Below are 25651 nucleotides of genomic sequence, written 5' to 3'. Positions count from 1 at the left end.
GAGTACCCCTTGTCAGACGTTCAGCTTGAGGCTGGAGACGAAGAACCGCTGGGAGGCGAAGAAGAGGACCACCGTCGGCAGCGACACCACCAGGGCGCCGGCCAGTACCACCGGCGGGCCCACGTTGGAGTAGTTGCCCTGGAGGTCGGCGAGAGCGGCCATCACCGGCCGGATGTTGCGGCTGGTGGCCAGGGTGATGCCGAAGAGCAGGTCGTTCCAGACGGCGACGAATTGGAAGACGAACGCGGCGACCATCGCGGACCTCGACAGCGGCAGGTAGATGCTCCGGAACAGCCGCCACCACGAGGCGCCGTCCAGGCGGGCCGCCTCGATCACCTCGGGCGGCAGGCCGGCGGCGAAGTTGCGCAGCACGAAGAAGGCGAACGGGATCGCGATGGCGACGTAGATGACGACCATGCCGATCTGGGTGTCGTACAGGCCGGTGTTCGCGTAGGCGAGGAACAGGGGCCGCAGGAAGACCTGGAGGGGCAGCAGGGTGCCGGTGTAGATGAGCCAGAACCACAGCGTGCGCCGCCGTACCGGCATGACGGCCGCCGCGAACGCGGCGAGTGAGGCCAGCAGGACCGCGGCGGCCGAGCTGACCGCCGCGTAGTACAGGCTGTTGGCCATCGCGGGGCCGAGGTCGGCGAGTTTCCAGGCGGAGCGGACGTTGGCGAACAGGCCGAAGCTGTTGGGGAACCAGCGCGGGCTGCCGGTGTAGTGCGACACGGACGTCAGGCCGTTGACCAGGAGCAGGTAGGTGGGCACGAACCACAACAGGGCCACCAGCACGACGACACAGTTACGGACGATTCTGCTCATGTCACACCTTGCTCGAAGAGGGCAGCTGGCGACGCAGGTAGGTCCACGACGCGATCAGCACGACGACGGTCAGCAGCACCGCGATGGCCGCACCGGCGCCGGGCCGCAGGAACAGGAAGGTCTCCTGGTACATGGACACCGCGAGCGTCTCGGTGGCCCGGCCGGGGCCGCCCTGGGTGAGGACGAAGATCAGGTCGAACGCCTTCAGGCCGTTGACCAGGCTCATGCCGATCACGATGATCGTGACCGGCCGCAGCTGCGGCAGGACGACATGGCGGAACCGCGCCCAGGGACCCGCGCCGTCCAGTGCCGCGGCCTCCACGGTCTCCGGCGGGATGCCCTGGAGGCCGACCATGAAGAGGATCACCGCGACCCCGGTGGCCTGCCAGGAACTGGCGATGATCATCACCACGGTGTTGCCGGGCCATTCGAGCAGCCAGTTGCCCGCGAGACCACCGAGGTGCAGCCCGCGCAGCGCGCTGTTCACCGCTCCGTCGCTGGTGAGCATGAAGTTCCACACCACGGCCACGGCCGAGCCGGAGATCGCGTACGGGATGGTCACGGCCAGCCGCGCGGCGCGGCTCCACCGGGTGGCGTCGGTGAGCAGCGCGATCACCAGGCCCATGCCGGTGGGCAGCACGATCGCGCCGCCCACCCACATCAGCGTGTTCTCCAGCGACCGCAGCAGGTTGGGGTCGGAGAGGAAGTCGCCGTAGTTGGCGAACCCGATGAAGGTGGAGTGGGTGTAGTCGCTGAAGAAGCTCCGGTAGAGCGTGTAGCAGAAGGGCGCCAGCAGCACCACCACGACCAGCAGGGCGGCCGGCAGCAGGAACGCTCCTGCCGTGAGCCGCTCGCCCCATGGCGCGCCGGCCCGCTTCCCGCGGCCGGGCGGCGCGTCCGGGGCGCCGGACCGCGGGCCCGGCCCGGTCCGGATCGAATCGGTCGTCACACTCATGAGCCGCCCTTCCGCCAGATGTCCCACTCGGAGTCCGCGCGCTTGCGCATCGAGGCGAGCGTGGAGCGGACCGCGGTGGGATGGATCATGAAATTGCCCAGGTCGAGGATGTTCCCCTGGATGAGGTTGGGCGGGCTGGCCTCGTTGTAACGGGTCAGCAGCGTCCGCCGGTTGCGCGCGATGTCCTGCTGCACCTTCTCGATCACGGGGTTGGCCGCGCGCACCGTCGAGTTCGCCGAACTGTCCTGGAGGAAGTCCGACCACACCCGCTGCACCCGCGGATCGAGCCAGTGGGAGACCGCGGCGACGGCGCCCGCGTGGTCCGCGGCCCGCTTGGGCACCGCGAACACACCCGACTCGGCGATGACCGACGGCCGGGTGCCCGCGTGCACCGTGGGCATGATGAAGGCGCCGTAGTCGACGCCCGGTTTCAGGCCGGCCGCCGCGATCGCGGCCGACTCCCAGCTGCCGTGCAGGAACATCCCCAGCTTGCCGGCCTTCATCTGCGCGGGGCCGTTGGCGCCGTCGAAGTCCGGGGCGGTCATCCACCCCTTCGCGTAGAAGTCCCGCCAGATCGTCATCGCCTCCACGGCGACGTCGTCGGTGTACGCGGCCCGGCCGTTGATCAGCCGGGTGTAGAAGTCCGGGTCCAGCTTGCTGACGAGTTCCTCGAACCACTCGAAGGCCGGCCAGACCCCGTTCTGCGTGGCGAGGAAGGGCGTCACACCGTTCTTCTTCAGCACCTCGGCGTTGTGCGTGAACTCCGCCCAGGTGGACGGCTCGTTCAGGCCGTACCGGGTGAACACCTTCTTGGCGTAGAAGAAGACGTAGGAGGACTGGTACAGCGGGATGCCGTACACCTTGCCCTCGTAGCTGACCGCCTGCTCCAGCTCGGACGAGACCCAGCCGCGGCGCACGGTGTCCCGCCACAGGCCGCTGAGATCGCTGAGGCCGCCGGAGCGGGCCAGGGAGTACAGCGGGTAGCCGGAGGCCCACTTGACCACGTCCGCGGCCCGGTTGGTCTGCACCGAGGTCTGGACCACCTCCTGGTAGGAGGTGGTGGAGGCGTTCGAGAGCGGACGCAGGTCGAAGCCGCACAGCCGCTTGAGCACCGCCCCGGCCTTCTCGTACCCGCCGGACCAGGTGGCGTTGTCGTTGTAGAGGTTCACCGCCCCGGGCACGCTCGTGGTGGAGCTCCCCCGGGCGCACGCGGTGAGCGTCGCGGCGAGGGTGAGTCCGCCGAGCCCGGCGAGCAGCCGGCGGCGCGTAGGACCGTCTGAGGGGTGCGGCGAGCCGACGGGCGGCGTCCGGTGATCAGCGCGGCCAGGTTGCATCGACCTGTCCTTCCGTCGTGTGCGCCCTGGCCGGAGGCCGGCTGCCGGGTGCACGGTCGCTCCGAAGGTAACGGTAACAAAATGGTGAGGCAAGGGTTCATCCGCGAGAAATCAAACTGTGCCTGATGAGAGGCGGTTCACCTTGCGCCCCCTGTCGGGGCATCATGGGGAAGCGCTATGGTACCGATACCGAAGCGGTGGCTCGCGGCGGCGAGCCGCCGCCGAACAGCCACCCGTCATGAGGAAAGGTGTCCTTCGTGCATCAGGACGGCAGTGCTCTGCCCTACCAGCCGAACCCCCGCTATGGCGCCGTGGGCGCGCCGGTCCGGCGCGGCTGGGCGGCGGCCCTGGCCGCGGTGCCGGCGGCGGCCGGAGTGCTCGCCGTGGACGGACCCTGGGCCGTGGACTGGGACGCGGTGCGCCGCGCGCTCGCGGCGGTCCGCCCCGACCTGGCCTTCGTGGACATCCGCGACCACCTGGCCCCCTGGGAGGAGATCCGGGCGGATACGGAGGCCGGCGTCCTCGCGGACGACCCGCAATTCGCCGCCCTGTCGCAGGCGTCGCTCGCCGACTTCTTCGCCGAACTGCCCACCGTCGGCGGCGGCTCGGGCCTCACGGTCGTCTACGGCACGGGCGCCGCGCTGGTCGCGCACGACGCCCTCTGGTACGCGGATCTGCCCAAGCGCTACACCGAGGCGGCCGTCGCGGCCGGTACCGTTACCAACCTCGGGCAGCGGTCGGCCGGCAGCCCGGCGGAAACCCGCCGCCTGTTCTACGTCGACTGGCCGGTCCTGGACCGGCACCGGGACGGGCTGGCCGACCGGATCGACCGCTGGCTCGACCTCCAGGACCTGGACGCGCCCGCCTCCCTCGACGGCGAGACGCTGCGGGCGACCGCCGCGCACCTGGTCCGCCGCCCGTTCCGGACCCGGCCGACCTTCAACACCACGCCGTGGGGCGGCCAGTGGGCCCGCCGCGGACTCGGGTTCAACCCCGAGGGGCCGAACACCGCGCTGGGCTACGAGCTGATCGCGCCCGAGTCCGGCATCCTCATCGGTGACGCGGACGGTGCGGGGGGCGGCACGGTGGCGGACGGTGCGGGGGGCGGCGCGGACGCCGGCACGGAGCTCGGCACGGACCCCGGCACAGCAGCGAACACCCCCGCCGCCGAAGTCGAGCTGCCGTTCCAGCTCCTAGTGGCGCTCCACCCCGAACTCCTCCTGGGGCAGCGCGTGCACGACATGTTCGGCACGTCCTTCCCGATCCGCTTCGACTACCTCGACACGGTCGACGGCGGGAACCTCTCGGTCCACTGCCACCCGCAACCGCAGTACATGAAGGACGTGTTCGGCTGGCCCTACACCCAGCACGAGACGTACTACCTCATGGTGGGCAGCGAGCAGAACACCGTCTTCCTCGGCCTGCGCGGCGACGCGGACGTGGCCGAGTTCCACCGCCGGGCGCACGACGCCGACGCCCACGGCACCGCGTTCCCGATCGAGCAGTTCGTCCAGACCTTCCCGGCCACCCCCCATCAGCTCTTCCTCATCCCGGGCGGCACCCCGCACGGCAGCGGCGCGGGCAACGTCGTCCTGGAGGTCAGCGCCACGCCCTACCTGTACTCCCTGCGGTTCTACGACTGGCTGCGCCGGGACGCGCGGGACCGGCAGCGGGCCGTGCACGTGGAACACGCCTTCCGCAACCTCGACACCGACCGCACCGGCGGGGCCGTCGCCCGCGACCTCGTCCAGTCGCCGCGGGCGCTGCGCAAGGGCGAGGGCTGGACCGAGGAGGTCCTGGGGGAGCTTCCGGAGATGTTCTTCGTGGTGCACCGCCTCGCCGTGCGGGCCGGAGCCACCGCCCCCGACACCACCGACGGGCGCTTCCACGTGGTCAACGTGGTCGAGGGGGACGGCGTGCTGGTGCGGACCGGGGCCGGCGACGAGCACCGCGTCGGCTACGCCGAGACGCTGGTCATACCGGCGGCGGTCGGGGACTACACCGTGACCGGTCTCGGGTCGGCGGACAGCCGCGTCGTGAAGGCGTTCGTCAAGTGAGCGCGGAGCCGGGGGCAGCCTGCGGCGGGCAGGCGCAGCCGGGGGCGTGCCTGACCGTACCGCTGCTGGAGATCGGCGGCACCCATGTGACGGCGGCGCTGGTGCGCGTGGGCGGCGGTCCCGCGCAGGTGGTCGCGACCCGGCGGGCGCCGCTGGACGCGCACGGCACCGCCGAGGCCGTCGTCGCGGCCCTGCTGCGGGCCGGTCGCGAGCTGGGGCCGGTGGGCCCGGCCCGCTGGGCGGTCGCGCTCCCGGGGCCGTTCGACTACGCCCGGGGGATCGCCCGCTACCACGGCGTCGGAAAGTTCGAAGCGCTCGACGGGCTGGACCTCGGCGCCGCGCTGCGGGCGGGCCTGCCGTCCTGCACGGACGTGGCCTTCCTCAACGACGCCTGGGCGTTCGCCTACGGGGAGCGGGCCGAGGGCGCCGCGCGCGGCCATGACCGGGTCGTCGGCATCACCCTCGGCACCGGGGTCGGCTCCGCCTTCCTCGCGGACGGCGCCGCCGTCACCGAAGGGCCCGGCGTGCCGCCGCAGGGGCGGGTCGACCTGCTGGTGCACGACGGCCGCCCGCTGGAGGACACCGTCTCCCGCCGTGCTCTGACCGCCGCCTACGCCGGCGCGACGGGGCGGCAGTGGGACGTCCGGGAGATCGCCGCGGCGGCGAGGGGCGGCGAGGTCGCCGCCCTGCGGGTGCTCACGGACGCCTTCGGCGCGCTCGGGCGGGTGCTGGGGGTCTGGGTGCGCCGCTTCGAGGCGGGCGCGCTCGTCATCGGCGGTTCCATGACCGGTTCGTGGGACCTGATCGGACCGGCGCTGACGGCGGGCCTGCTCGCCGGGGGCGCGCAATCGCCGCGGCCGGTGCGGGCGGAGCACGTGCAGGAGGCGGCTTTGGTGGGTGCGGCCTGGTACGTCGCCGGGCCGCGCGCGGACGCCGGTCGCGGTGCCGGGCCGCACGTGGACGCCGACCGCGGTGCCGGTTCGCGCGCGGACACATGCCGGTCCGTGCGCGGAACGGAAGACCACGAGCGTTGACACTATTCTCAGTTGAACGATCAGGGAGGGAGACAGACGTGCCACGCGCGCCGCTCACCGCCGCACAGCCCACCATGAAGCAGGTCGCCACACTGGCCGACGTCAGCGCGATGACCGTGTCCCGGGTGCTGCGCGGCGACACCGGGGTGTCGGAGGACAAACGGGCCCGGGTCGAGGCCGCGGTCCGCGAACTCGGCTACCGCCCCAACGCGTTGGCCCGCAACTTCCGCCACGGCCGGCGCACCGGCACCATCGGGCTGATCGTCACCAACCTGGCGAACCCGTTCTACGCCCACCTCGCCCTCGGCATCGAGGCGGCCGTCGCCGGCGACGGCCTGCGGGTGATGATCACCAACACCGACGGCGACGCGGCGCGCGAACGCGAGGCCGTCCGCGACCTGTCCGCACGCAGGGTCGACGGCATCATCCTCGTGCCGGCCGGCGTGGACCAGTCCTACCTGGCCGAGGAACTCCCATCGGGCCTGCCCGTGGTGACGGTCGCCCGGCCGCCCACCGGCTTCGAGGCCGACTGCGTCCTGGTCGACGACTTCGGCGGCGCCTACGCGGCGACCAGCCGGCTGCTGGCCGCCGGCCACCGCAGGATCGGGTTCCTCGGCAACCCGCCTTCGGTGTACACCGGCTCCGAGCGCTACCGGGGCTACTGCGCCGCGCTGCTGGAGGCCGGCGTGGACCCGGACACCGCGCTGGCCAAGCGCGACCAGGACGACCTGGCCTCCGCCGAACAGGCCGCGACCGAACTGCTCGCGCTGCCGGCACCGCCCACCGCGATGTTCTGCACGAACAACCGCAACACCATCGGCGCGTACCGGGCGCTGCGTGTCCGCGGGATGCGCGCGACGCTGGCCGGCTTCGACAACTTCGACCTGGCCGACCTGCTCAGCGTGCCGGTCCTGGTGGTCGACTACGACCCGAACGAGATCGGCCGGCGCGCCGCCCATCTGCTCGCCGAACGCCTCGCGTCCGACGCGCCGGCGACCCTGCCGCCCCGCCGCGTCGTCATCCCCACCACGGTCACGGCCCACGACGCCGAACAGGCCCCGGCGCCGGGCCGCTGACCACTCGGCGCCGCGCCGACTCGGCTGCCGCCCGGGACACCGCGCCCCGGCTGACCCCCGGTCACATCCGGTCGGTGCCGGGGTCGTCCACCCGGTGCACGGCGGCCTCCTCCGCGCTGGCGGCGCCGCCGTCGATACCGACGTCCTCGGCGACGGTGTCGTCGTCGACGGGCCGCTCGGCGCCCTGGCCCGGTGACCGCAGGCGTCCGGCGCGCTCCGCGCCCGCCTGCGGATCGACCGGTTCACCGGCGCCGTCCGGGCTGTCGCCCAAGCCGCCGTCGGGGTCCCCGGCCGTGTCGGGCACCTCCTCGGCGAGCCGCTCGTCGAGGCTCTCCCCCTCGCGCTGCTCCCGGGCGGTCGTCCCGGCACCCTCCACCGCGAGGGGGCGTTCCGGCGGCGACCAGCCCTTGTCGAGCACCTCGTCGTAGTCGTCCTCGCCGACGGCGTCCTCCATGTCCAGCGGCGCCGCGTCCTGCTGCTCCTCGTTGTCGTCGGTGGGCTGGTAGACGTCGTCTCCGCGTGCTTCGTCGCTCATTTCCGTCCCTCCTGGTCGGTGGGCGATCGGGTCAGGCGGGGGTGCCCGCGGGGCCGCGGCCGGAGCCGCCCTCGCGCAGGCGGGGCAGCACCTCGGTGCGGTAGAAGTCGAAGAACTGCCGCTGGTCGGGGCCGATCTGGTTGACGTAGACCTCGTCGAACCCGGCGTCGGCGTAGGACCGGGCGGTGGCGGCGTGGGCGTCGGCATCGTCGCCGCAGGTCACCGCGTCGGCGATCATGTCCTCGGTGACCAGCGTGCTCGCCTGCCGGAAGTGCTCCGGGGTGGGCAGGATCTGCGGCAGCTCGCCGGGCAGCTGCTCGTTCGGCCACAGCCGGTGCACGGTGCGCACGGCGCGCTCGCGGTCGGTGTCCCAGCAGACCTTCACCCCTCCGACGACGGGCTTGGACCCGCCCCCGGCCCGGCGGAACTGCTCCACCAGGTCCGCGTCGGGCGCCATCGTGACGAAGCCGTCCCCGATCCGCCCGGCCAGCGCCGCGGCCTGCGGGCCGAACCCCGACACGTACAGCGGCGCGGGCTGCTCGGGCACCGTGTAGAGCCGTGCGTTCTGCACCGTGTAGTGGGTGCCGTGATGGGTGACCCGCTCCCCGGCCGACAGCTTCCTGATGACCTGTACGGCTTCCTCGAGCATCTCCAGCCGCTCGGCGGCCTCGGGCCAGGTGTCGCCGAGGATGTGCTCGTTGAGCGCCTCGCCACTGCCGATCCCGAACCGGAAGCGCCCCCCGGTCAGGACGGCCGCAGTGGCCGCGGCCTGCGCGTTGATCGCGGGGTGCAGCCGGACGGTCGGGCAGGTCACGAGGGTGGTGATCGGCAGGGAGGTGACCTGGGACAGGGCGCCGATCACCGACCAGACGAAGGAGCCCTGGCCCTGCTCGTCGTTCCACGGGTGGAAGTGGTCGGAGATCGCCAGCGCCTCGAACCCGGCCTGCTCGGCCATCCGCGCCTGCTCCAGCAGGTCGTGGGGCGCGAACTCCTCCGAGGAGAGGAAGTATCCGTACGCGGTCATGACAGTCCTCTCTGTTGGTGTCCTTCCGCGCCGACTCGCCTGAACGGGAAGGGCGGGGGCGCTCAGTCGCGCAGGCGGTCGAGTCTTCGCCGGGCGGCGGCGAGGGAGCGGCCGCGGGTCAGCGCCGGGTCCTTCCAGGGGTCGGGCCGCGCCAGGCGCTCGTCGATGCCGGCGAGGGTCCAGCGCCTCGCCGTGGTGGCCGGGTCGTCCACCTCGCTCCAGGTCAGCGGCATGGCGAGCGGGGCACCGGCAAGGGCGCGCACGGCGTACGGGGCCACGGCGGTCTGGGCGTAGCCGTTGCGCTGGACGTCGAGGTAGAGCCGGCCGCGCCGGGCCTGCTTCCTCGGCTGGGTGGTGAGTTCGCCGGGATGGCGGTCCGCGAGCACGTCGGCCGCGTCGCGGGCGAAGGCGAGCACGTCGTCGGCGTGGGCGCGGCGGTCCAGGGGCACCAGGACGTGCAGGCCCCGCGAGCCGGTGGTCATCACGGCGCACGGGAGCCGCAGCTCGTCCAGCAGGCCTCGCAGCAGGCGCGCGGCTTCCCGTACGGGGACGAAGTCGTCCCTGGGCGGATCGAGGTCGAAGACGAGGCGGTCGGGGCAGTACGGGCGGTCGGCCCGGCTCAGCCAGCGGTGCGGGGTGATGGTGGCCTGGCCGGCCAGGTACAGCAGGGTCGCGGTGTCGTCGCAGACCGCGTGGGTGACGGTGCCGCCCTCCTTGGGCACGGTCGTGCGGTGCACCCAGTCGGGGAAGTGCTGCGGCACGTCCTTCTGCATGAAGGACCCGCTGCCGATGCCGTCGGGGTGCCGTTCGAGCATCAGCGGGCGGCCGCGGACGTGGGGCAGCAGCCGCGGGGCGACGGCGTGGTAGTAGCGGGCGAGGTCGGCCTTGGTCAGCCCGTCGTCGGGGAAGAGCGGTTTGTCGGCGCGGCCGATACGCACGGTGCGCCCGCCGGCGCGCAGCACCGTCTCGGAACTCATCGCTCGTGCCACCTCCGTCGGCGCTTTCGGCGAAACCGGGCAACGTGCTGCGGCTACCCGCAGCGCACCGGATGACACCCGAGGCTCCTGGGACGCAGGGGGCGCACGGGCCGCAGATCCGCGCCGGTGCGCTGTGACCAGCAAGTACGCCCGTCTCCGCACCCCGGCGCCGGGTTTTCGCCCCCGGCAGGACCCTGAAGGTGGTAGCGGCTGTCCCACCGAACCGCTCTCCCTGGTTGGCGGACCTGCGACCGAGCACTCTTGCGGACATGACCTTCACGTTCGCCCACGACCACGTGGGCATCACCGTCACGCCCGAGGACCTCGACGCCACCATCGCGTGGTACTCGCGCACCCTCGGTTTCGCCGTCGAGCAGCGGTTCGAGGCACATGGCACGACGTTCGTCTTCCTCACCGCCGGTGACGTCAAGATCGAGCTTCTCGCGGGCGCGGCGGACCGGACCACGCCTCCGACCACCATCCTCACGAGCATGCACACCTCGCGCCTGCACCACTTCTGCCTCGCTGTGGCGGATCTCGACGCGGCGGTCTCGCGGCTGCACGAACTCGATGTGCCGCTGATCGGCGGCCCGATGGAGATACCGGCGACCGGTCAGCGCATCGCCTTCGTGACCGACAACGTCGGCACCATCATCGAACTCAGCGACCCCGGCACCTGGATGTCCGGCCGCAAGGCACAGGCATGACGCCGGACCGCGCGGATGTCGCCGCCTCCCAGGACATCAGGCAGGCCCGCTGGCAGCCCGCCGAGGTGGCGAGCCCGCACCTCGACCACCCTGTCCCGGTCGTCGCCGCCAAGGACGTCGCCTACCTCCCCCACGCCAACCGGCTCCAGAACCTCAGCATCTACCTGCCGCGGACCCCGCGAACCGCCGCGCTCATCGGCACCCCCGTCACGTCCCTGCCCGGCGCCGACGCCGCGGTGCGGCACCCGCGGTACCTCGTACACCTCCACGGCGGCGCCTGGCGCGACCCGCGGCTCACCTCCGCCTCGATCGAACCGGCCGTCGCCCACGCGTTCCGCGCCGACGCGCTCACCGGCGAGGCGGCGCCGCCGGTCACCGCCATCGCGTCCCTCAACTACACCGTCTCCCAGATCGACTACCCCGTTCCTCCCGTCATGAAGGACCCTCCCGTTCCTTACGACGCGATCAAGGACAACCACACCGACCCGGCGCGCGAGGCCGTCCATCCGCAGCACGTCAGCGACGTACTGCACGGCTTGGCCCTGCTCGGCTCCCTCGGCCTCGCCGACGGCTCCTACGTCCTGTCCGGCCACAGCTGCGGCGCCTGCCTGGCGTTGCAGTCCGTCCTCCAGCCGCCGCGGCACCACGGTCTCGGCCACCTGCCCGAGCCGCCCCGCCCTGCCGCGCTGCTCGGCCTCAACGGCCTGTACGACCTGCCCGCCCTCGCGACGGCCGAGGGCCTGGGCACCTCCCACGCCCACCTCCGCGACGACTACGAAGCGTTCCTGTCCAGGGCGTTCGGGGCGGACAAGGGCGCCTGGGCGGATGCCAGCCCGGCCGGCTTCGACCCGGTGTCCATCGCCGCACGGGTCCGCGAGGGCACCGCGCCGCCTCTGGTCGTCCTGGACCACAGCGCCGAGGACCAGCTCGTACCGGAGAACCAGCACGAGCGGATGACCGCCACCCTGGCCGAGGCCGCCGGGCTCCGCCTCGCCCGGGGGCACCGGCTCACCGGCCCCCATGCGGCGCCCTGGGAGGAAGGCGTCATGATCTACCAGAGCCTCCTCGACACCCTTCGGCTCCTGCGGGAGGCCCCATGACCGCGGGCCCGCATCCCGCACCGGGAAGCCGATCCCAGGAGGGCTCACCGGGGAGGACTCACCGGCGGCGAGGGCTCACCTTCCGTGCCGAAGTGCGAGCTGCTCGGCCGCGAGCACGACCGATCTGCGCCGGCGGCTGATCTCGTCCTCGCTCTGCGCCGGCCGGCCGCTGAGGAAGGTCGCCAGTTGGGGAACGCTCGACCACCAGGCGGCCAGCCCGATGAGCATGAACAACAGGTGGTCGGCCGGGATGTCGTCGCTGATGTGGCCCTCGCGCTGAGCCGCCTCGATCACCTCGACCTTCGCGCGGTACTTGGCGCCGCGGACCGCGGCGTCACCGGCCAGGGGCCGGGGCGGGTACCTGCCTCCTCCGACCTGGAGCGGATCACCAGGTCGGCGGTCGATCTGCGGGTTGCCGAGGCCGAAAGCCAACCCCGTCTACAGGCGACCAGCCACATCATCGGCGCCCGCCACGTCGCTACCGCGGCAGGCCGTACGCCGGCGACCCGTCTGGCCGAGGCCGCCGTTGCCCGCTCCGCGCGCGCCGTCCGCCCCGGCCCGGCCACCGGGTAAGCCCGCCAAGTCAGCCACCATCGGCCCGACAGCGACCGCCCACCCACGCCGCTGGACATCCCCGTCTCCTCACCGCGGGGCCCTCCGCGAGGGGAACCCGTCTCCCGGGACAGCTCCTCCACCGGCATCTCCGCGCTCCGGCCGTCGGCGAGTCGCCGCTCCACCGCATCGACCGTCGGGGCCGACCGTCCACGTCCGTCGGGGCCGCCTCGGCCCGTGGGTGTGGCGGGGCGGGGGTGACGCTCGGCGAGTGGCGGAGGGCGCACCTCGCGGTCACCCGGTACTCCGGCCCGGGCGGGCACCGGGTTCCCGGACACCGTCGGCGAGCCAGTTCCGCAGTTCGGCGTGCCGGAACTGGTACGCCGGGCCGGCGACCCGCAACAGACCGGCCCGGTGCGCCCAGTGGAGAAAGCGGACCAGGCGCAGCGGCAGCAGCCGGTGGCGCCGGTACTGGAGCAGTGTGATGCCGTAGCGCAACCAGGGACGCCCGCCCGCGAAGTACACCGCCACCGCGGACAGCAGAGTCGCCGGCCCGGGGGGAAGGAAGGCCCAGGGAACGGTCAGCGCCATCACCACGGCGGTGAGGACGAGGTCGTGGCGCAGAGGGGCCCCGGGATGGAGCACGGGTTGCGACTCGGCGCTCCCGAACCAGGTTGCGCTCGCGAGAGCGGCGAGACAGACGATGCCGTACGTCAGGGGCGAGCCCAGGCCGAGCCCGAGCCACACCGCGACCAGCTCGACACGCTCTTTATCGCTCACGAAATCTGAACCGAAGGAGAGCGACAGCGTCGTCACGAGCATCACGAGTGAGGGCAGACCGCACAAGAAGAGAAGGTGCAGCAGATCGGGCAGCAGACCGGCGCACCACTCCCGTAACCGGTCGCGGGTGATCCGGACCCTGCGGCGGTGGGAGACCATCCTCAGCGGCTGCATACCTGGAAACCGAGACAAGCCGCTGCCGAGCAGGTTCACCAGAACGAGAACCACGACACCGGCGACCTGCGACGCCGAGCTATCGATACGCAGAATCTGCACCGCCAAGGGTGTGATGACGGCCAGTCCGCCGAGCACCGTGAGGATGTACTGGCAGCGCTCGGGCAGCCGACTTCCCTGGTACGGGGGCAGCCGGTGCAGAACCATGTCGGCTGCTCCTCCGACGTCCTCCTGTGGCGGCCCTGCCGATCGGCCGGCGCCGCTGAGCGCGGTCAGCCATCGCACCGCGGCCGCCGCGTCGTACCCCGGAGCCGGGTGGGCGGCAACGGCCACGGGAATCAGCCGGGGGAGCAGGATGCGGTCCATCGCGTCCACGTCCGGGCAGACGAGCAGTCCCCGCGGGTCGTAGCCGCCTGCGTAGACCGTGGTGGCCAGGTGGAGCCGCCATGGCGTGGACAGGAGGCCGGCCACCACATCGAGGTGGTCGATCACCTCGGCCCAGGCCTCCTGTTCCGCCACCGGACGTCCACGCAGCACCTGCTGCAGGTAGTGCCGCACCTGGTGCTCGGTCATCGCCCCGAGGGACACGGTCGCCGCGTGCGTCAAGGTGCCGGCCCGTTCAGCCAGGCGTCGATAGCTGTCGGTACGGCAGGTCAGGATCAATGGCGCCGGGCCACCGAAGTCCGCGACGGCGACGCCCTCAACTTCTCAGCCGCCCTTACCGCGACCGCGCCCGCGCCCATCCACGTGATGCTCGTGCTCGCCGCCACGGATTCAAGCGGCCGGCCACGGGAGAAGGTGTCCTTCCTCCGCCGTGCCACCGCCGAGCCGGGGCGGGAGCTGCGGCTCGCCAAGTCGTACCCGCTGCGCTCGACCGCACGCTGGAAGGTCTCCCCGGGCTCCTATTCCCTCGCCCTCCAGATCAACGGCCGTCGCTTCCCGGCTGTCGCCTTCACTGACAGTGAGGATGTTCACGAACGTCTCCCAGAGGGGTCTGACTCGCCACCTGACACTGCCGAGCAGTCCCGAAACGAGCAGTGTCATTGACAACGATTGCAAAACCTCTGTACTCACCGACCGACTCAAAGACCCACCACACCCGCGTCCTGCGGGATGAAGCGCACTCCGGGAAAAGCCACATGCGGAGACGGGACACCACGGGGCAAGACGCGAGCAAGGGATCGGAAAACTGCCTCCAAAACAGAGTCGGTACAACTGGCCACGGTGGGCGACGCCTGGAGCATCGCCCCGCCGGCGGGCAGCGGACAGACACGGAAGAATGCCCCGCTTTTTTCCAAGGTGGCCGTGCCACCGATACGGCGGAGCAGCTCTTCGGGAAGAATGGTTACCCAAGCGTAGCCCCGCAGGGTGTTCCTACTTTCCCGAACGGACATCGCTGGCCTCCGCCGCAATCCGACGTCAAGGTTGGTCCGATCATCGAAGAATCCGTGCTCGACCCTGCCGAACGCCGGATTCAAACTTGCGCACGACTCCGCCACCGACGATGCAACTTGTGAGCAGAACTCTGCGTCACGCGCCTCATCGTCGGTGCAGGGTACGGTAGCCGAGAGTGAAAGGTATTTCGGATCGTCAAAAATGGATGGAAACGTGCGGACTCTGGTGAGCTGCTCCTCGTTGTCTGTGTTCAGCGATGCCTCCGCCCAGAAGGGGGCGTCGCACAACTCCATTACGAAAGCCCGCCTCCGCTCGGGCCGGTCCACAAAGTTCACCGACCGATCGTTCGCCGTTCGCACTACCCCCCCGGACCAACGGACACCGGCATTCCCTTCACGCCCTGCGAAGAGCACGGATTCCCAATAGTCGAACCACTGCCGAATCACCGCGCCCCGACCCCGTCCACCGTACGCGTCGATGATCACCTCGACATATAGATCCACTTTTCTTCTCTCTCTTGGCTACTGACAACCGACACAACGCACGGGAGCCTTGAAGTGCTTCCCACATTTTACCCGGCCCCCTCAGCAGTCACCGCCGAGGGCGCAGGCTGGCCCCTCGGACAGGCCGGAGAAGATAGATTTCAGCGCTCCGCCAACGACGGCGACAAGGATCGATCCGCCCGTGGCACCCACACCCGCGTAGGGCACCGGCGGCGGCTGCGGCATGGGGTTGGGAGTGGACATTGGCTGTGGCGACTCCGTCGATTCTGGGGTAGCACTCGGCGACGCACCGGGGGCGGGTGGCGCCGTACGGCGGGTACGCTTCTTGTCCGTTCCGTAAAATCTCATTCCTGGATATTTATTACTATCTCCCGACCATACTCGCCCCTTACCTTGATTGGAGACGAAAGATTTGGCAGCCACCCCCGGGCCGCGGAAAACCTCACGGCCATCACCCTTCGAATCCATGTAAGTCTGCAGCTTGCTTACATACCGATTTAGATCGATTGGACCATCGCGCTTACCGTATTCATTATTTGGCTTTACTTCCCAGATATAAACCCCGTCGGGCGTCCAGAGGATCAAGTCGGCTTGACCGAAGTCCGCTTTCCCGTTTCCACTCGCACCTTCGATATAATTCGCACGCCATCCACTTTTGCCAATATCAACGGTTACATATCCGTGAACTTTGTTCTCTTTGGCCCACTCTTGCACGGCGTATCCGCTCTGACACACGCTGGCATCGTGGGCCGACATATTAGCTGTGGCCCCACCGCCGCACTCGCTAGACACATTGGATTTACCACCGTTCCGGACCACCGGCTTGCCTTCGCCGGAACCTCCGTCGCCAGAATTCCCGGGCGGGTCAGGGGTGCCGTGGCTGCATGAGAGTTCTCCGGTAGCGCATTCTTCGGTTTGCAGGCCGTCGGGGTCGGCACCGGTGACGGGGTTGTCGGCGGCGTAAGCGTAACCGTTGATCTGCTGGGGGTCGGTGAGTTCGAGGACGGGGTCGAGAGAGGTGAAGCGGCCGGTGGTGGGGTCGTAGTCGCGGGCACCGAGGTGGGTGAGATCGGTGGTGGTGTCCTGAACGCCGCCGACGAAGCCGTGGTCACCGGCCCAGGGGCCCATGGTGGTGGCACGGTCATTGCCGAAGGGGTCGGTGCGGCGGTAGGTGACGGCTTGAGTAGCGGAGTCGATCTGGGTGATGGCGGTGTTGTGGGCGTCGTCCAGGACCCATTGAAGGTCGCCGCCAGCGGTGTGGAGCGCGATGGTCTGACCGAGCCAGGTGTAGTAGCGGGTGGCAGTGACGCTGGTGGTGCCCTTGTCGAGATGGAGTTCGGTGTCGCCGAGGAAGAGGGTGGTGCCGGTGGCGTCGCGGGTCAGCAGGCGGTTACCACCTGCGTCGTACAGGTACGAGGCGGTGGTGCCGTCGGCCAGTTCGTCCGAGGCGAGGTGGCCCTCGTCGTCCCAAAGGAGACTCTGTGTGGTTCCGTTGAGGTCTCGGGTGGTGGTGTCGCCGGCGGCGTCGTATCCGTAGGAGTTGGTGGTGGTGCCGGTGGGGGTGGTCGTAGTGGAACTGGTCAACGTGTGCGGCTGGGAACCTTGCCGCCGCCCACAACGAGGACAACACACCGACAGGTTGATTCTTGACGGCTTCACTACGCGAGGAATCTGCTGAGCCAGGTCCCGAAATCTGCCCAGCCCTGGGTGGCGACTTTGCTGCGAACCGTCTTCGAGCAGCCCGACACCGACGCGGTCCAGGCCCAGATGCGGCACGTCCTGGACGCCCTGGAGACCAAGTTCCCCAAGGCCGCCGAGCACCTCGACACAGCCCAGGCCGATCTGCTGGCCTTCACCGCGTTCCCCCGTGAGATCTGGCGGCAGATCTGCTCCAACAACCCCCAAGAACGCCTGAACAAGGAGATCTGCCACCGCACCGACGTCGTCGGGATCTTCCCCGACCGCACCGCCGTCATCCGCCTGATCGGCGCAGTCCTGGCCGAGCAGAACGACGAATGGACCGAAGCCCGCCGCTACATGAGCCGCGACCTGCTCGCCAAAACCCGCCCCACCCCGAACGAGTCACAAACCGACAAGATGGACCTGCCGACCGCACTCACCGCATAGCCTCACAACGAGATCACCGAGTGGCCGTCGATACACCACTCCCACGGACGTGACCGGTCGCGGGTTCGGGCTTTCCGAAGAGGGCTCGTAGCCGGAGTCACGGGTGGTGCGCCCGGCAACCCGCAGGACCCGGACCGATCAGCAGGACGCGCTCGCCCGACCACCTCCATCAGGCCCGCCGCGCCGCCGGTACCGTCGCCGGCTGCACCGCTCGCTTTACATGCCTGCGTGCGGTGGCTTCGGCGTCCGGTTGCGCTGAAGCTGCCATGCCTCGGGGGTGACTGGCGTGTAGAGGTTGACAAGGGATCCGTCGGGGTCGCGGACAAGAGCCGACAGATTACCCCACGGCATCATGGTCGGAGGCTGAACGACATCAAGATCGTCGCCGAAATCGGTCGCAAGCCTCTCGTAGACGGCGTTGGCGTCGTCGACGAGGAACTCGATGATCGCGCTGTTGTTTGCGCCCCCACGAGGCGTGTTGGGGGTGATGAAAGCGACGCGGGCGGAGCCGCTGACAGCGACGGTGGCCGAGGGTGTCACCAGTTCGACGAAATCCTCGGTGAGGTACTGCGGGGTCGCACCGGTGAGCACCTTGTAGAAGCGGACGAGCCGCGGAATGTCATCGGTGACGAGACGGACGGAGGCGAGCTGCACTGCTGCTGAGGCGGTCATGTGGTCACCTTAGAAGGAATACAGGTCATATTCCGTCCGTAAATCCTTCATCATCGCAGGTATGACCCGACCGACCGCACGCGTTCTCGCCTTGCTGGAGTTGCTGCAGACAGGGGGAACCCGCACTGTTGCCGACCTCGCCGAGCGCCTCGGAGTCGATCAGCGCACCGTGCGTCGCTATGTCGAGCAGCTGCGCGAAATGGACATTCCGGTGGACGGGGTTCGCGGTCGGTACGGCGGCTACCGTCTGGCCCGCCACTACCGCATGCCGCCGCTGATGCTGAACGACGAGGAAGGCCTTGCCGTGGTGTGGGCGTTGCTGGTCAACCAACATGCGCCCAGTGGTCCGGTAACCCCGCTGGCGGTGGAGACGGCCACGGCGAAGGTGCGCCGAGTACTGCCTGCCGCGCTCGCCCGCCGCATCGACGCGGTACTCCGGGCAGTGGACTTCACCGGTGAGCGACACCCGGGCGCAGAAGACGAAGGCGCCGAAGCTCATCCTGGTGCTGACGAAGGCGCTCAGACGCTGCTCGGTCTGGCTGAGGCAGCACGGGACCAGCGCCCGGTGGCGTTCGCGTACCGGACGCGTCAGGGCCATGCGGCTACCCGGCACGTACAGCCGCACGGCATCGTGGCGTACCAAAACCTGCTCTACCTCACCGGCTTCGACACCGACCGCCAGGCGCAGCGTACCTACCGCCTGGACAGGATGGCCGATCTGCGACTGCTGCCAGGCACCTTTGAAGCGCCCGCGAACATCGACCCAGTGGCCCAGGTGCTGGGACCACTGTCGGCGGCACCTTCGCGATACGACGTCTCCGTGCTCATCCGCGCTGATCCGGCCCATGTGCGGCGCTGGATTCCGGAAACGCTCGGGTCAGTCGCGCCGGCGTCTCCTCCCGATGCTGCGGACGGTCATGACTGGCTGCAGGTGTTTCTGCGGGCGGAACGCCTCGAGTGGGTCGCCGGCACACTCGCCATGCTGGACCGGCCCTTCATCATCCAACAGCCGGAAGCCCTCAAAGCGGTGGTTATCGCACTCGGACGCCGACTGGCTGAACGCTCCGCCGAGTAACGCGAAGTCACCGACGACGAGGAACGACTCGATGCCGCCCGCGGCCAGGACGACCTGATCGCGGGCTGCCTGCCCCAGACTCCGCCAGCGGTCGACACCCAACGGCTCCAGGCAGTCGGTGCCCTTGGGTGCACCGGCCATGGCGCGCACGGTGGCAGGCGGGTCTGGAGCAGGCGGTGGGCGGTATGCCAACGGGCTTGTGACATGCAGGCGAGCCGTCCCGGTCGCGGGGCACGGCTGTCTCCACCGGACCGACATCGGTCAGCACCGTCTTGGAGCGTGTGCCGTTACGGGAGTTGCCACCGTTCTTGCCGGCAGTCCCCCTCGCCGCGTTGTCGTCGGTTGTCAGGGCTCCGCCCTGCCGCCCTCCTCCGCCTTGCGATGCACGGCACCAGACTCCGCTCCCTGATCCGGCCTGATCCGGACGAAAGATCCTGGCCCCCGGCCGTCCAGGCCCGTGGGGGCTCAGCTCGCCAGGCCGTGACGGAACGCGTAGACGACCGCCTGGACGCGGTCGCGCAGGTTCAGCTTGGTGAGTATGCGGGAGACGAACGTCTTCACCGTCTCCTGGCTGATGACGAGGGCGGCGGCGATCTCGCTGTTGGACAGGCCGTCCGCGATCAGCCGCAGCACCTGCAGCTCGCGGGGGGTGAGCGGAATGTCCTCGGGGGCGCCGTCGGTGGGGCGGATGCGGGTCGCGTACCGGCCGACGAGCTGGCGGGTGACCTCGGGGTCGAGGAGCGCCGCGCCCATGGCGACCGTGCGGATGCCGTGCAGCAGGTGGTCGGGCGGGGCGTCCTTGAGGAGGAAGCCGCTCGCTCCGGCGCGCAGCGCATCGTAGACGTACTCGTCGAGGTTGAACGTGGTGACCACGAGGACCTTGACGGGGTGGGCGACCCCGGCCCCCGCCAGCAGGCGGGTGGCTTGAAGGCCGTCGAGGACCGGCATGCGGATGTCCATGACCACGACGCCCGGGTCGAGCTCGCGGGCGAGGTCGACTCCTTTCCGGCCGTCACCGCACTCGCCCACCACCTCCATGTCGGGCTGGGCGTCGATGATGGTGACCAGGCCCATGCGGATCAGCGCCTGGTCGTCGCAGACGAGCACCCGGGTCGGCGCGGACCCGGACGGCGGAGGTGTGTTCACGAGCGGCCCCCGGCCGGTATCCGCACCCGGACGACGAAGCCGCCGCCCGCGACGGCGCCCGCGCTGAAGTCCCCGCCGAGCACGTCGACCCGTTCGCGCAGACCGGCCAGCCCCCGTCCGCTGCCACCGACGGCGGCGGCCCGTGAGCCGGTGCCGTCCGTGCTGACCTCCACGGTGATCTCTCTCTCGCCGTGCCGCATGGTGACCGAAGTGCGGCTGCCGTGAGCGTATTTGAGGGCGTTGGTGAGTGCTTCTTGCACCACCCGGTAGGCCACGAGGTCGGAACTGCCGGTGGACTCCGGCGGGGTGCCCTCCTCGGTGAACTCCACCGGCTGGCCCGCCCGGCGGGTCTGCTCCACGAGGGTCAGGACGCGGCCGACGGCCGGTGTCCTCGGCTCGGCCGCGGCATCGCTGCCGTTCCCGGTGCCGTGATCGGGGTTGAGAAGGTCCAGCAGGTGCCGCAGATCGGTGATCGCCCGGCGCCCGGTGTCGGAGACGGCGCTCAGGGACTGCTCCAGCCGCTCGGGCGCGGCGGTCAGATAGCGGGCAGCCTCCGCCTGCACCACCATCGCCGTCACGTGGTGGGTCACGACGTCGTGCAACTCCCTCGCTATCCGGGTGCGTTCGGCGTTCCGTATCTCCACCGCGACCCGCTTGTGGCGTTCGGCCTCCGCCTGCCGGGTGGTGCGCAGCCAGCTTCCGGCGCCCCAGGCCAGGCCCAGCGCCATGTAGAAGGTCGTGAACTCCGTGGCGCTCTCGCCTGTGCCGAGGTGGGAGAGGCCCACCGCCAGCGCCACGTACGCCACGGTGAGGCCGGCCACGAAGCTCCGGCGGTGCCGTTCCAGGTGCGAGCCGGTGCTCAGCAGCACAACGCCCATCGCGGTGGCCGCGAAGGTGTGGTAACCGAGGAGCTCGTCGACGGCGAACCCGCCGGACACCAGGGCCAGGGAGAGGGCCGGCCACCGTCGGCGCACCGCCAGGGGCAGGCTCTCGAGGAGGATCACCACGACGGCCACCGCGTCGTGCGGGCGATCGGGGACGCCCCCGATGACCGTTCCGTGGCTGCGGAGCGCCGGGAGGAAGGAACCGATCAGGAGGAGGAGCCCGAAGGGAAGGTCCCGGACGACGACGTCCAGCCGGTACCAGACTCCACCGAGCCGCTTCCGGGTGCTGTCCAGACGGTGTCGGATGCCGTCCAGGCGGGCCCGGTTCACCAACGGCCGGAGCCGGAGCCCGGTCGGCCGGTGCCCGGCACCGCTCTCGCGGTGTCCGGCTCCGTCCGTCCAGTGCTCCGGCGAACCGGCGGATCGCTGTTCCGTCATCGGGCGAGCGCCGCGAGGGTGCCGACGCGCTCGGCACGGCGCCGGGGGACGATGTTGCCGCGGCGGTGGGCCACGACCAGGAAGCAGACCGTCAGCAGCGTGCCGAAGACCACCGAGTAGATGCTCGCCTCGGGACCGAACTCGCCACCCGTGATCAGATGGTTGCCCGACAGGGTGGCGTCCAGCAGACCGTGGGTGTCGCCGTTGCCCGAGACCTGGGTGCTGAAGACGCCGGACTCCATGAAGTTCCAGGCGAAGTGCACGCCCATCGGCAGCCACAGGTTGCGGGTGGCGGCGTAACCGGCGGCGAGCATGGCGCCGGCCTCGATGGCGATGGCCAGGGCGCCGGCAACGGTGGCGTCGTCGTTGAGGAGGTGCATGGCGCCGAACACGAGGCCGGACAGTACCAGGGCGACGTACGTGCCCGTGCCGCGTTCCAGCAGCCGGAAAAGCAGTCCGCGGAAGATGATCTCCTCCGTCGAGGCGGCGGCCGCCATGAAGCCGATCAGCCCGATGGCCCCGCTCACCGAGTCGATGCCGTGGACCTTGTAGTCACCGAGGAAGTAAATGTTGCCGATGACGCAGAGGAACATCAGCGTGCCGAAGACCAGGCCCCAGCTGGTCGCGCTCGTCGCTTCCTTCCCCCGCAGTTCGGTCACCTCGCGGTTCTCGGTGCGCCGCACGGCCCACCGGTAGATGAAGGTCATCACGACCACGGTGAGGGCGCCCACCAGGAGCGAGAGCCAGGGGTTGTCCTTCACCCCGTTGGTGAGGCCGCCGCACGCCGCGTAGACCGCGAAGACGACAACTACCTGCAGGGCTACCTTCCAGGCTTTCATGACGTGGACTCCCCTTGCCGGTTCCGACTCCGGTTCCTTCTCCGGTCCGCGGCCCGGCGTTCCGCGGTGATTCGAACACTACGGATTCGATGTTGGGGAATCGTCACCGTGCAGTGGACACTCGCTTGTAGCTCGTACGGGGGACAGGGGGCGGGACGTCACCCAGAATTGGCACCTGCCCGTAGCTTCGGGAGTATCGGGCCTAGTACTCCAGCAGGTCAGACACCGAAATCCTGCTGGAGTACTAAGCCGCCAAGCACAGCGGTGGTACCTGGAGAAGCTGCTCGCTTCGGGGGGCCGACGTGGGCCGACCCGGATCGCGGTGTGGGCATGCCAGCCCTTCAACCCCGGTCACCTCAAGTCCCACGTGGACCTCCTCCTGGACGGACTTGCCGAGGCGGCCCTGGCCGCGGTCTGCCGGTGGCGCGGAGACAGCGCCGCTCGGATCGCCCGGCTCATCACCGACCGCGCCACCTCCGGCCCGAGGGCCGACGACTCCACCCACCACCACCCGGGCGCCGCTGTGTCGCCCAAGGGCGAAGGAGCATCCGCCCGATGACATCCCTCACGGCCGACAGCATCGCCGAGCTGTTCTCCGGCGCCGTCACGCTGGCCAAATCCGGCGAGAAGATCAGTCCCCGGGGCATGGCCACCCACGAAGTCCGCGACGTGTACCTGCTGCTCACCCAGCCGCGTGCCCGCCTGCTCTACGCCCCGCCCGCATCGTGAATCCGGCCTTCGCCCTCGCGAGACGGTCTGGCACCTGTCCGGATCCGACGCGCCGTGGATCTTCGACTACGACAACCGGCTGCGGCTGTTCGCCGACGAAGGCGTCCTCCCGGGGGCGCTATCGCGCCGCCACGTACACCCACGATTCGTCGGCCGCCCTCCTCGTGGACGGTGAACTCGTCGGCTTCACCACCGAGCCCACCAGCTCACAGCCTTCGCCGCCTCCGGTTGAGAGGAATCCGCCGTACTCGTGGTCGACAGCCTTGGCGAGCGGCAGACCACCACCATCGCCCACGGCTACGGCATCCAGCGGCCCCGCCTCCAGCCCATGGAAGCGATCACCGACCCGGCCTCCCTTGGGTACGTGTCCGGCGCCGTCACCGAGCACCTGGGCTGGAGGCGTGGCGACGAGGACGGTGGTCGGCCTACTCCCCCGGAGCGACGAGCCCTGACTCGTATGCGAAGACGACCGCCTGGGCGCGGTCGCGCAGGTTGAGCTTGGTGAGGACGCGGCTCACGTGGGTCTTGACCGTCTGCTCGGCCAGCACCAGCGCTTGGGCTATCTCCGTGTTGGACCGGCCGCGGGCCACGAGAGTGAGGACCTCGGTTTCGCGTTCCGTCAGGCCGTTGAGCCGGAGGTCGGGTTTGCCCCGGGACACAGGACGCTGCCTGGCGAAGTCCTCGATGAGGCGGCGCGTCACGGAGGGGGCGAGCAGAGCCTCGCCCGAGGCCACCACCCGTACGGCGGCGACGAGGTCGGCGGGGGGCGCGTCCTTCAGGAGGAAGCCGCTCGCGCCCGCTCGCAGCGCCTCGTAGACGTAGTCGTCGACATCGAAGGTGGTGAGCATCAGGACCCGCGGCCGGTGGGTGCCCCCCGGCGGTGGCGCCAGCAGCCGGCGCGCGGCCTCCAGGCCGTCCATCTCGGGCATCCGCACGTCCATCAGTACGACGTCTGGATGCGTACTCCGGCTCAGCTCGACGCCCTGCGCGCCGTCGGAAGCCTCGCCCACCACGTCGATGTCGCTCTGCGCAGCCAGCAGTGCGGCGAATCCGGCTCGCACCATGGCTTGATCGTCGACGATGATGACGCGCGTGATCATGTGAAGTCCTCTTGAATGAGGGGAAGATGTGCGGCGACGCGGAAGCCGCCGTCTGACAGCGGCCCTACGTCAAGAGTGCCGGAGACAAGCCGCACCCGCTCACGCATGCCGACGAGTCCGTGCCCGGTGCCGCCCGTTTCGAGCGGCCGGGCGGGCGGCTCGGGCGGCGGGTCGTTGACTACCAGGACGGTGAGCCTGGGCCCGCCCTCGCCGTCGGCGGGCGGCGGCACCGACAGCGACACGTGGGTCACGGCTCCCGGCGCGTGCCGTACGACGTTCGCGAGGGCCTCCTGGACGATCCGGTACGCGGAGAGCCCCACCGCCTCGGGCACCTCGGCGTAGCGGGAGGTGTCGCAGCGGGTGAAGTCCACCGGTGCGCCGGTCCTCGCCGTCGCCTTCACCAACTGCCCGATCTCTGCCAGGCCCGGCTGCGGCACGAGCTCGCCCTGGGCCTCCTCGTTGCGCAGGACGCCGAGGAGCCGCCGCATTTCGGCGAGGGAGTCCCGGGCGGTCGCCGCGATGGACGTGAACTCCTCCCGTACCGGGGGCGACAGCGACGCGAGGCGGTATTCCGCGGTGTCGGCCTGAACCGTGATGACGGACATGTGGTGGGCCACCACGTCGTGCAGCTCGCGTGCGATGCGGGCGCGTTCCTCCAGCAGCGTCCTGCGGCCCCGCTCGGCCTCGCTGATGGTCTCCTGCTCGGCAAGCCTGCGCTGCACCTCTTGTCGCTCACGAATCACTCCCCCGAGCAGGAGCGCGACGCCGCTGAGGATAGTGAGCAGTGTGCCGTCGCCGCTCATGCCGTCAGGCACCACGAACTCCATGCCGACGTTGGCGGCCACCGTCGCCAGCCATACCAGCAGCAACGTCCTGCGCTGCTCACGCAGGCCCAGAGCGAGGCACAGGCCGATGTACCCGACGATCTGCATGGGCGGGAACGGCCACAGCAGCCGCTCGTCGAAGTGGACAGTGAGCAGTGCGAGTGCTCCGACCACATCCGCTACGAAGATCACATACCAAGCGGCCAACGGCCGGACGACGGCGAGCAGTAATGGCGCCGCCTGAGCGACGGCCAGCGTGCTCGCGACGGCGCCGTTCAGGCCGTAGTCAGCGGTGAGGACCACGACGGTGGTGGGCAGCAGCGCGACACTCAGCACGAACGCCACCGCCCACGGCAGCAGTCGCACCCACCAACGGGTGGCCCCCGCGAACAGGGCGGGCGGACGTTCTCTCACTGAGGTCATGAGCCCCATCTTCTTACCTGCGACAAGAGTCCGTCACGGAACGCGTGGCCACCAGGCGGACCCGCACAACAGTACGGTGGCCACCGCGCCCCCTTGCCGCGAACCAACCCAGACGCCAGGACAAACCCCCGGATCAGGTCCAACCCGCTACACCGCTTCCAAGGACGCAACCTCCCGCCCGGAGAACTTTTCGCCACTGCGGCCCGGCTGTGCGCCCCGTCTCCTCCCACCCGCGGATTTCGTCGAACGAACTTCGCGATGCCGCAGCGGCCGAAGGATTCGTCGCGCCCTCCCGGAATCCGAGGATCGCCTCAAGGTCGCCTCCGGAAACGCCGAGAGGCTGTTCCACCTGCCCGGACCTGGAGCGCC

The 25651-nt window shown here is 70.2% G+C and carries 25 protein-coding genes and 2 pseudogenes; 10 read left to right on the top strand and 17 right to left on the bottom strand.

The window, feature by feature from the left end:
• Positions 1 to 12: 12 nt before the first annotated feature.
• Genes WA788_RS32645 through WA788_RS32635 form a run of 3 tightly spaced genes read right to left on the bottom strand, consistent with a single transcriptional unit; the run spans position 13 to position 3111 of the window.
• Positions 13 to 822: a carbohydrate ABC transporter permease gene (locus WA788_RS32645; protein ID WP_335983733.1), complete on the bottom strand. Its 810-nt coding sequence runs from the start codon at positions 820 to 822 to the stop codon at positions 13 to 15.
• Position 823: 1 nt separating this feature from the next.
• Positions 824 to 1777 (bottom strand): carbohydrate ABC transporter permease, encoded by a 954-nt coding sequence (locus tag WA788_RS32640; RefSeq protein ID WP_335983731.1) that lies wholly within the window; start codon positions 1775 to 1777, stop codon positions 824 to 826.
• Entirely contained in the window at positions 1774 to 3111 is a 1338-nt protein-coding gene (locus WA788_RS32635) for an ABC transporter substrate-binding protein (RefSeq protein ID WP_335983729.1), read from the bottom strand. The genes WA788_RS32640 and WA788_RS32635 overlap by 4 nt, the downstream gene beginning before the upstream one ends.
• A gap of 257 nt (positions 3112 to 3368) precedes the next feature.
• Here WA788_RS32635 and WA788_RS32630 point away from each other — a divergent pair, with 257 nt between their 5' ends.
• The 3 genes from WA788_RS32630 (at position 3369) to WA788_RS32620 (ending at position 7278) form a co-directional block, all read left to right on the top strand.
• Positions 3369 to 5168: a class I mannose-6-phosphate isomerase gene (locus tag WA788_RS32630; RefSeq protein WP_335983727.1), complete on the top strand. Its 1800-nt coding sequence runs from the start codon at positions 3369 to 3371 to the stop codon at positions 5166 to 5168.
• Positions 5165 to 6202, top strand: coding sequence for an ROK family protein (locus tag WA788_RS32625; RefSeq protein WP_335983726.1), 1038 nt, complete (start codon positions 5165 to 5167; stop codon positions 6200 to 6202). The genes WA788_RS32630 and WA788_RS32625 overlap by 4 nt, the downstream gene beginning before the upstream one ends.
• A gap of 74 nt (positions 6203 to 6276) precedes the next feature.
• Positions 6277 to 7278: a LacI family DNA-binding transcriptional regulator gene (locus WA788_RS32620; RefSeq protein ID WP_335983741.1), complete on the top strand. Its 1002-nt coding sequence runs from the start codon at positions 6277 to 6279 to the stop codon at positions 7276 to 7278.
• Positions 7279 to 7339: 61 nt separating this feature from the next.
• Here the strand turns inward: WA788_RS32620 and WA788_RS32615 are convergent, their stop codons facing one another.
• From WA788_RS32615 to ligD, 3 genes are all read right to left on the bottom strand, one after another.
• On the bottom strand, positions 7340 to 7813 hold the full coding sequence (locus WA788_RS32615) for a DUF5709 domain-containing protein (RefSeq protein ID WP_335983724.1): 474 nt from the start codon (positions 7811 to 7813) through the stop codon (positions 7340 to 7342).
• A 31-nt stretch (positions 7814 to 7844) separates the two neighbouring features.
• Positions 7845 to 8837 (bottom strand): TIGR03557 family F420-dependent LLM class oxidoreductase, encoded by a 993-nt coding sequence (locus tag WA788_RS32610; protein WP_335983722.1) that lies wholly within the window; start codon positions 8835 to 8837, stop codon positions 7845 to 7847.
• Positions 8838 to 8899: 62 nt separating this feature from the next.
• Positions 8900 to 9814 (bottom strand): non-homologous end-joining DNA ligase, encoded by a 915-nt coding sequence (gene ligD, locus WA788_RS32605; protein ID WP_335983721.1) that lies wholly within the window; start codon positions 9812 to 9814, stop codon positions 8900 to 8902.
• Positions 9815 to 10083: 269 nt separating this feature from the next.
• Between ligD and WA788_RS32600 the strand changes: the two genes are divergently transcribed.
• Positions 10084 to 10521, top strand: coding sequence for a VOC family protein (locus WA788_RS32600; protein ID WP_335983719.1), 438 nt, complete (start codon positions 10084 to 10086; stop codon positions 10519 to 10521).
• Positions 10518 to 11621 carry a hypothetical protein gene (locus WA788_RS32595; RefSeq protein WP_335983717.1) on the top strand — a complete coding sequence of 368 codons (1104 nt, stop codon included), beginning with the start codon at positions 10518 to 10520 and terminating at the stop codon, positions 11619 to 11621. The genes WA788_RS32600 and WA788_RS32595 overlap by 4 nt, the downstream gene beginning before the upstream one ends.
• Before the next feature lie 75 nt (positions 11622 to 11696).
• On the opposite strand, the gene WA788_RS32590 is transcribed toward WA788_RS32595, so the two are convergent.
• Together WA788_RS32590 and WA788_RS32585 are read right to left on the bottom strand one after the other, a co-directional pair.
• The gene (locus WA788_RS32590) at positions 11697 to 12053 is read right to left on the bottom strand and encodes a hypothetical protein (RefSeq protein ID WP_335983714.1); all 357 of its coding nucleotides are present in this window, start codon (positions 12051 to 12053) and stop codon (positions 11697 to 11699) included.
• Positions 12054 to 12467: 414 nt separating this feature from the next.
• Positions 12468 to 13700: a hypothetical protein gene (locus tag WA788_RS32585; protein WP_335983711.1), complete on the bottom strand. Its 1233-nt coding sequence runs from the start codon at positions 13698 to 13700 to the stop codon at positions 12468 to 12470.
• Between the two features lie 24 nt (positions 13701 to 13724).
• On the opposite strand from WA788_RS32585, the gene WA788_RS32580 reads away from it, so the two are divergent.
• On the top strand, positions 13725 to 14174 hold the full coding sequence (locus WA788_RS32580; RefSeq protein WP_335983709.1) for a hypothetical protein: 450 nt from the start codon (positions 13725 to 13727) through the stop codon (positions 14172 to 14174).
• A gap of 35 nt (positions 14175 to 14209) precedes the next feature.
• Here the strand turns inward: WA788_RS32580 and WA788_RS32575 are convergent, their stop codons facing one another.
• Entirely contained in the window at positions 14210 to 15025 is an 816-nt protein-coding gene (locus WA788_RS32575) for a type VI immunity family protein (RefSeq protein ID WP_335983707.1), read from the bottom strand.
• A gap of 81 nt (positions 15026 to 15106) precedes the next feature.
• Positions 15107 to 16609, bottom strand: coding sequence for an RHS repeat-associated core domain-containing protein (locus WA788_RS32570; RefSeq protein ID WP_335983706.1), 1503 nt, complete (start codon positions 16607 to 16609; stop codon positions 15107 to 15109).
• A gap of 66 nt (positions 16610 to 16675) precedes the next feature.
• Between WA788_RS32570 and WA788_RS32565 the strand changes: the two are divergent.
• Positions 16676 to 17152, top strand: a pseudogene (locus tag WA788_RS32565) (transposase); the annotation flags it as partial.
• Between the two features lie 216 nt (positions 17153 to 17368).
• Here the strand turns inward: WA788_RS32565 and WA788_RS32560 are convergent.
• On the bottom strand, positions 17369 to 17824 hold the full coding sequence (locus tag WA788_RS32560; RefSeq protein ID WP_335983703.1) for a VOC family protein: 456 nt from the start codon (positions 17822 to 17824) through the stop codon (positions 17369 to 17371).
• Between the two features lie 61 nt (positions 17825 to 17885).
• Here WA788_RS32560 and WA788_RS32555 point away from each other — a divergent pair, with 61 nt between their 5' ends.
• A complete protein-coding gene (locus WA788_RS32555; RefSeq protein ID WP_335983702.1) occupies positions 17886 to 18899 on the top strand; it encodes a helix-turn-helix transcriptional regulator in 1014 nt (337 codons plus the stop codon).
• A gap of 205 nt (positions 18900 to 19104) precedes the next feature.
• Here WA788_RS32555 and WA788_RS36155 read toward each other — a convergent pair.
• The 4 genes and pseudogenes from WA788_RS36155 to WA788_RS32535 form a co-directional block, all read right to left on the bottom strand.
• Positions 19105 to 19248 (bottom strand): annotated as a pseudogene (locus tag WA788_RS36155) (transposase); the annotation flags it as partial.
• Between the two features lie 116 nt (positions 19249 to 19364).
• Positions 19365 to 20045 (bottom strand): response regulator transcription factor, encoded by a 681-nt coding sequence (locus WA788_RS32545; RefSeq protein WP_335983701.1) that lies wholly within the window; start codon positions 20043 to 20045, stop codon positions 19365 to 19367.
• Positions 20042 to 21367 carry a sensor histidine kinase gene (locus WA788_RS32540; protein WP_335983699.1) on the bottom strand — a complete coding sequence of 442 codons (1326 nt, stop codon included), beginning with the start codon at positions 21365 to 21367 and terminating at the stop codon, positions 20042 to 20044. The genes WA788_RS32545 and WA788_RS32540 overlap by 4 nt, the downstream gene beginning before the upstream one ends.
• Complete coding sequence (locus tag WA788_RS32535) at positions 21364 to 22206, bottom strand: CPBP family intramembrane glutamic endopeptidase (protein ID WP_335983697.1); 843 nt, start codon at positions 22204 to 22206, stop codon at positions 21364 to 21366. Before WA788_RS32535 ends, WA788_RS32540 begins: the two co-directional genes overlap by 4 nt.
• 367 nt (positions 22207 to 22573) lie before the next feature.
• On the opposite strand from WA788_RS32535, the gene WA788_RS32530 reads away from it, so the two are divergent.
• Positions 22574 to 22765, top strand: a complete 192-nt coding sequence (locus tag WA788_RS32530; RefSeq protein ID WP_335983695.1) for a hypothetical protein — start codon at positions 22574 to 22576, stop codon at positions 22763 to 22765.
• The gene (locus WA788_RS32525; protein ID WP_335983693.1) at positions 22762 to 22935 is read left to right on the top strand and encodes a hypothetical protein; all 174 of its coding nucleotides are present in this window, start codon (positions 22762 to 22764) and stop codon (positions 22933 to 22935) included. The genes WA788_RS32530 and WA788_RS32525 overlap by 4 nt, the downstream gene beginning before the upstream one ends.
• A gap of 425 nt (positions 22936 to 23360) precedes the next feature.
• Here WA788_RS32525 and WA788_RS32520 read toward each other — a convergent pair whose 3' ends face one another.
• Both WA788_RS32520 and WA788_RS32515 read right to left on the bottom strand, forming a co-directional pair.
• Positions 23361 to 24035, bottom strand: coding sequence for a response regulator transcription factor (locus WA788_RS32520; protein WP_335983691.1), 675 nt, complete (start codon positions 24033 to 24035; stop codon positions 23361 to 23363).
• A complete protein-coding gene (locus WA788_RS32515) occupies positions 24032 to 25282 on the bottom strand; it encodes a sensor histidine kinase (protein WP_335983689.1) in 1251 nt (416 codons plus the stop codon). The genes WA788_RS32520 and WA788_RS32515 overlap by 4 nt, the downstream gene beginning before the upstream one ends.
• Positions 25283 to 25651 lie beyond the last annotated feature (369 nt).

The organism is Streptomyces sp. CA2R106 (genome assembly GCF_037034245.1).
Lineage (GTDB): Bacteria > Actinomycetota > Actinomycetes > Streptomycetales > Streptomycetaceae > Actinacidiphila.
The sequence above is the reverse complement of the archived record's forward strand: the minus strand, read 5'-3'. Positions and strand labels throughout refer to the sequence as shown.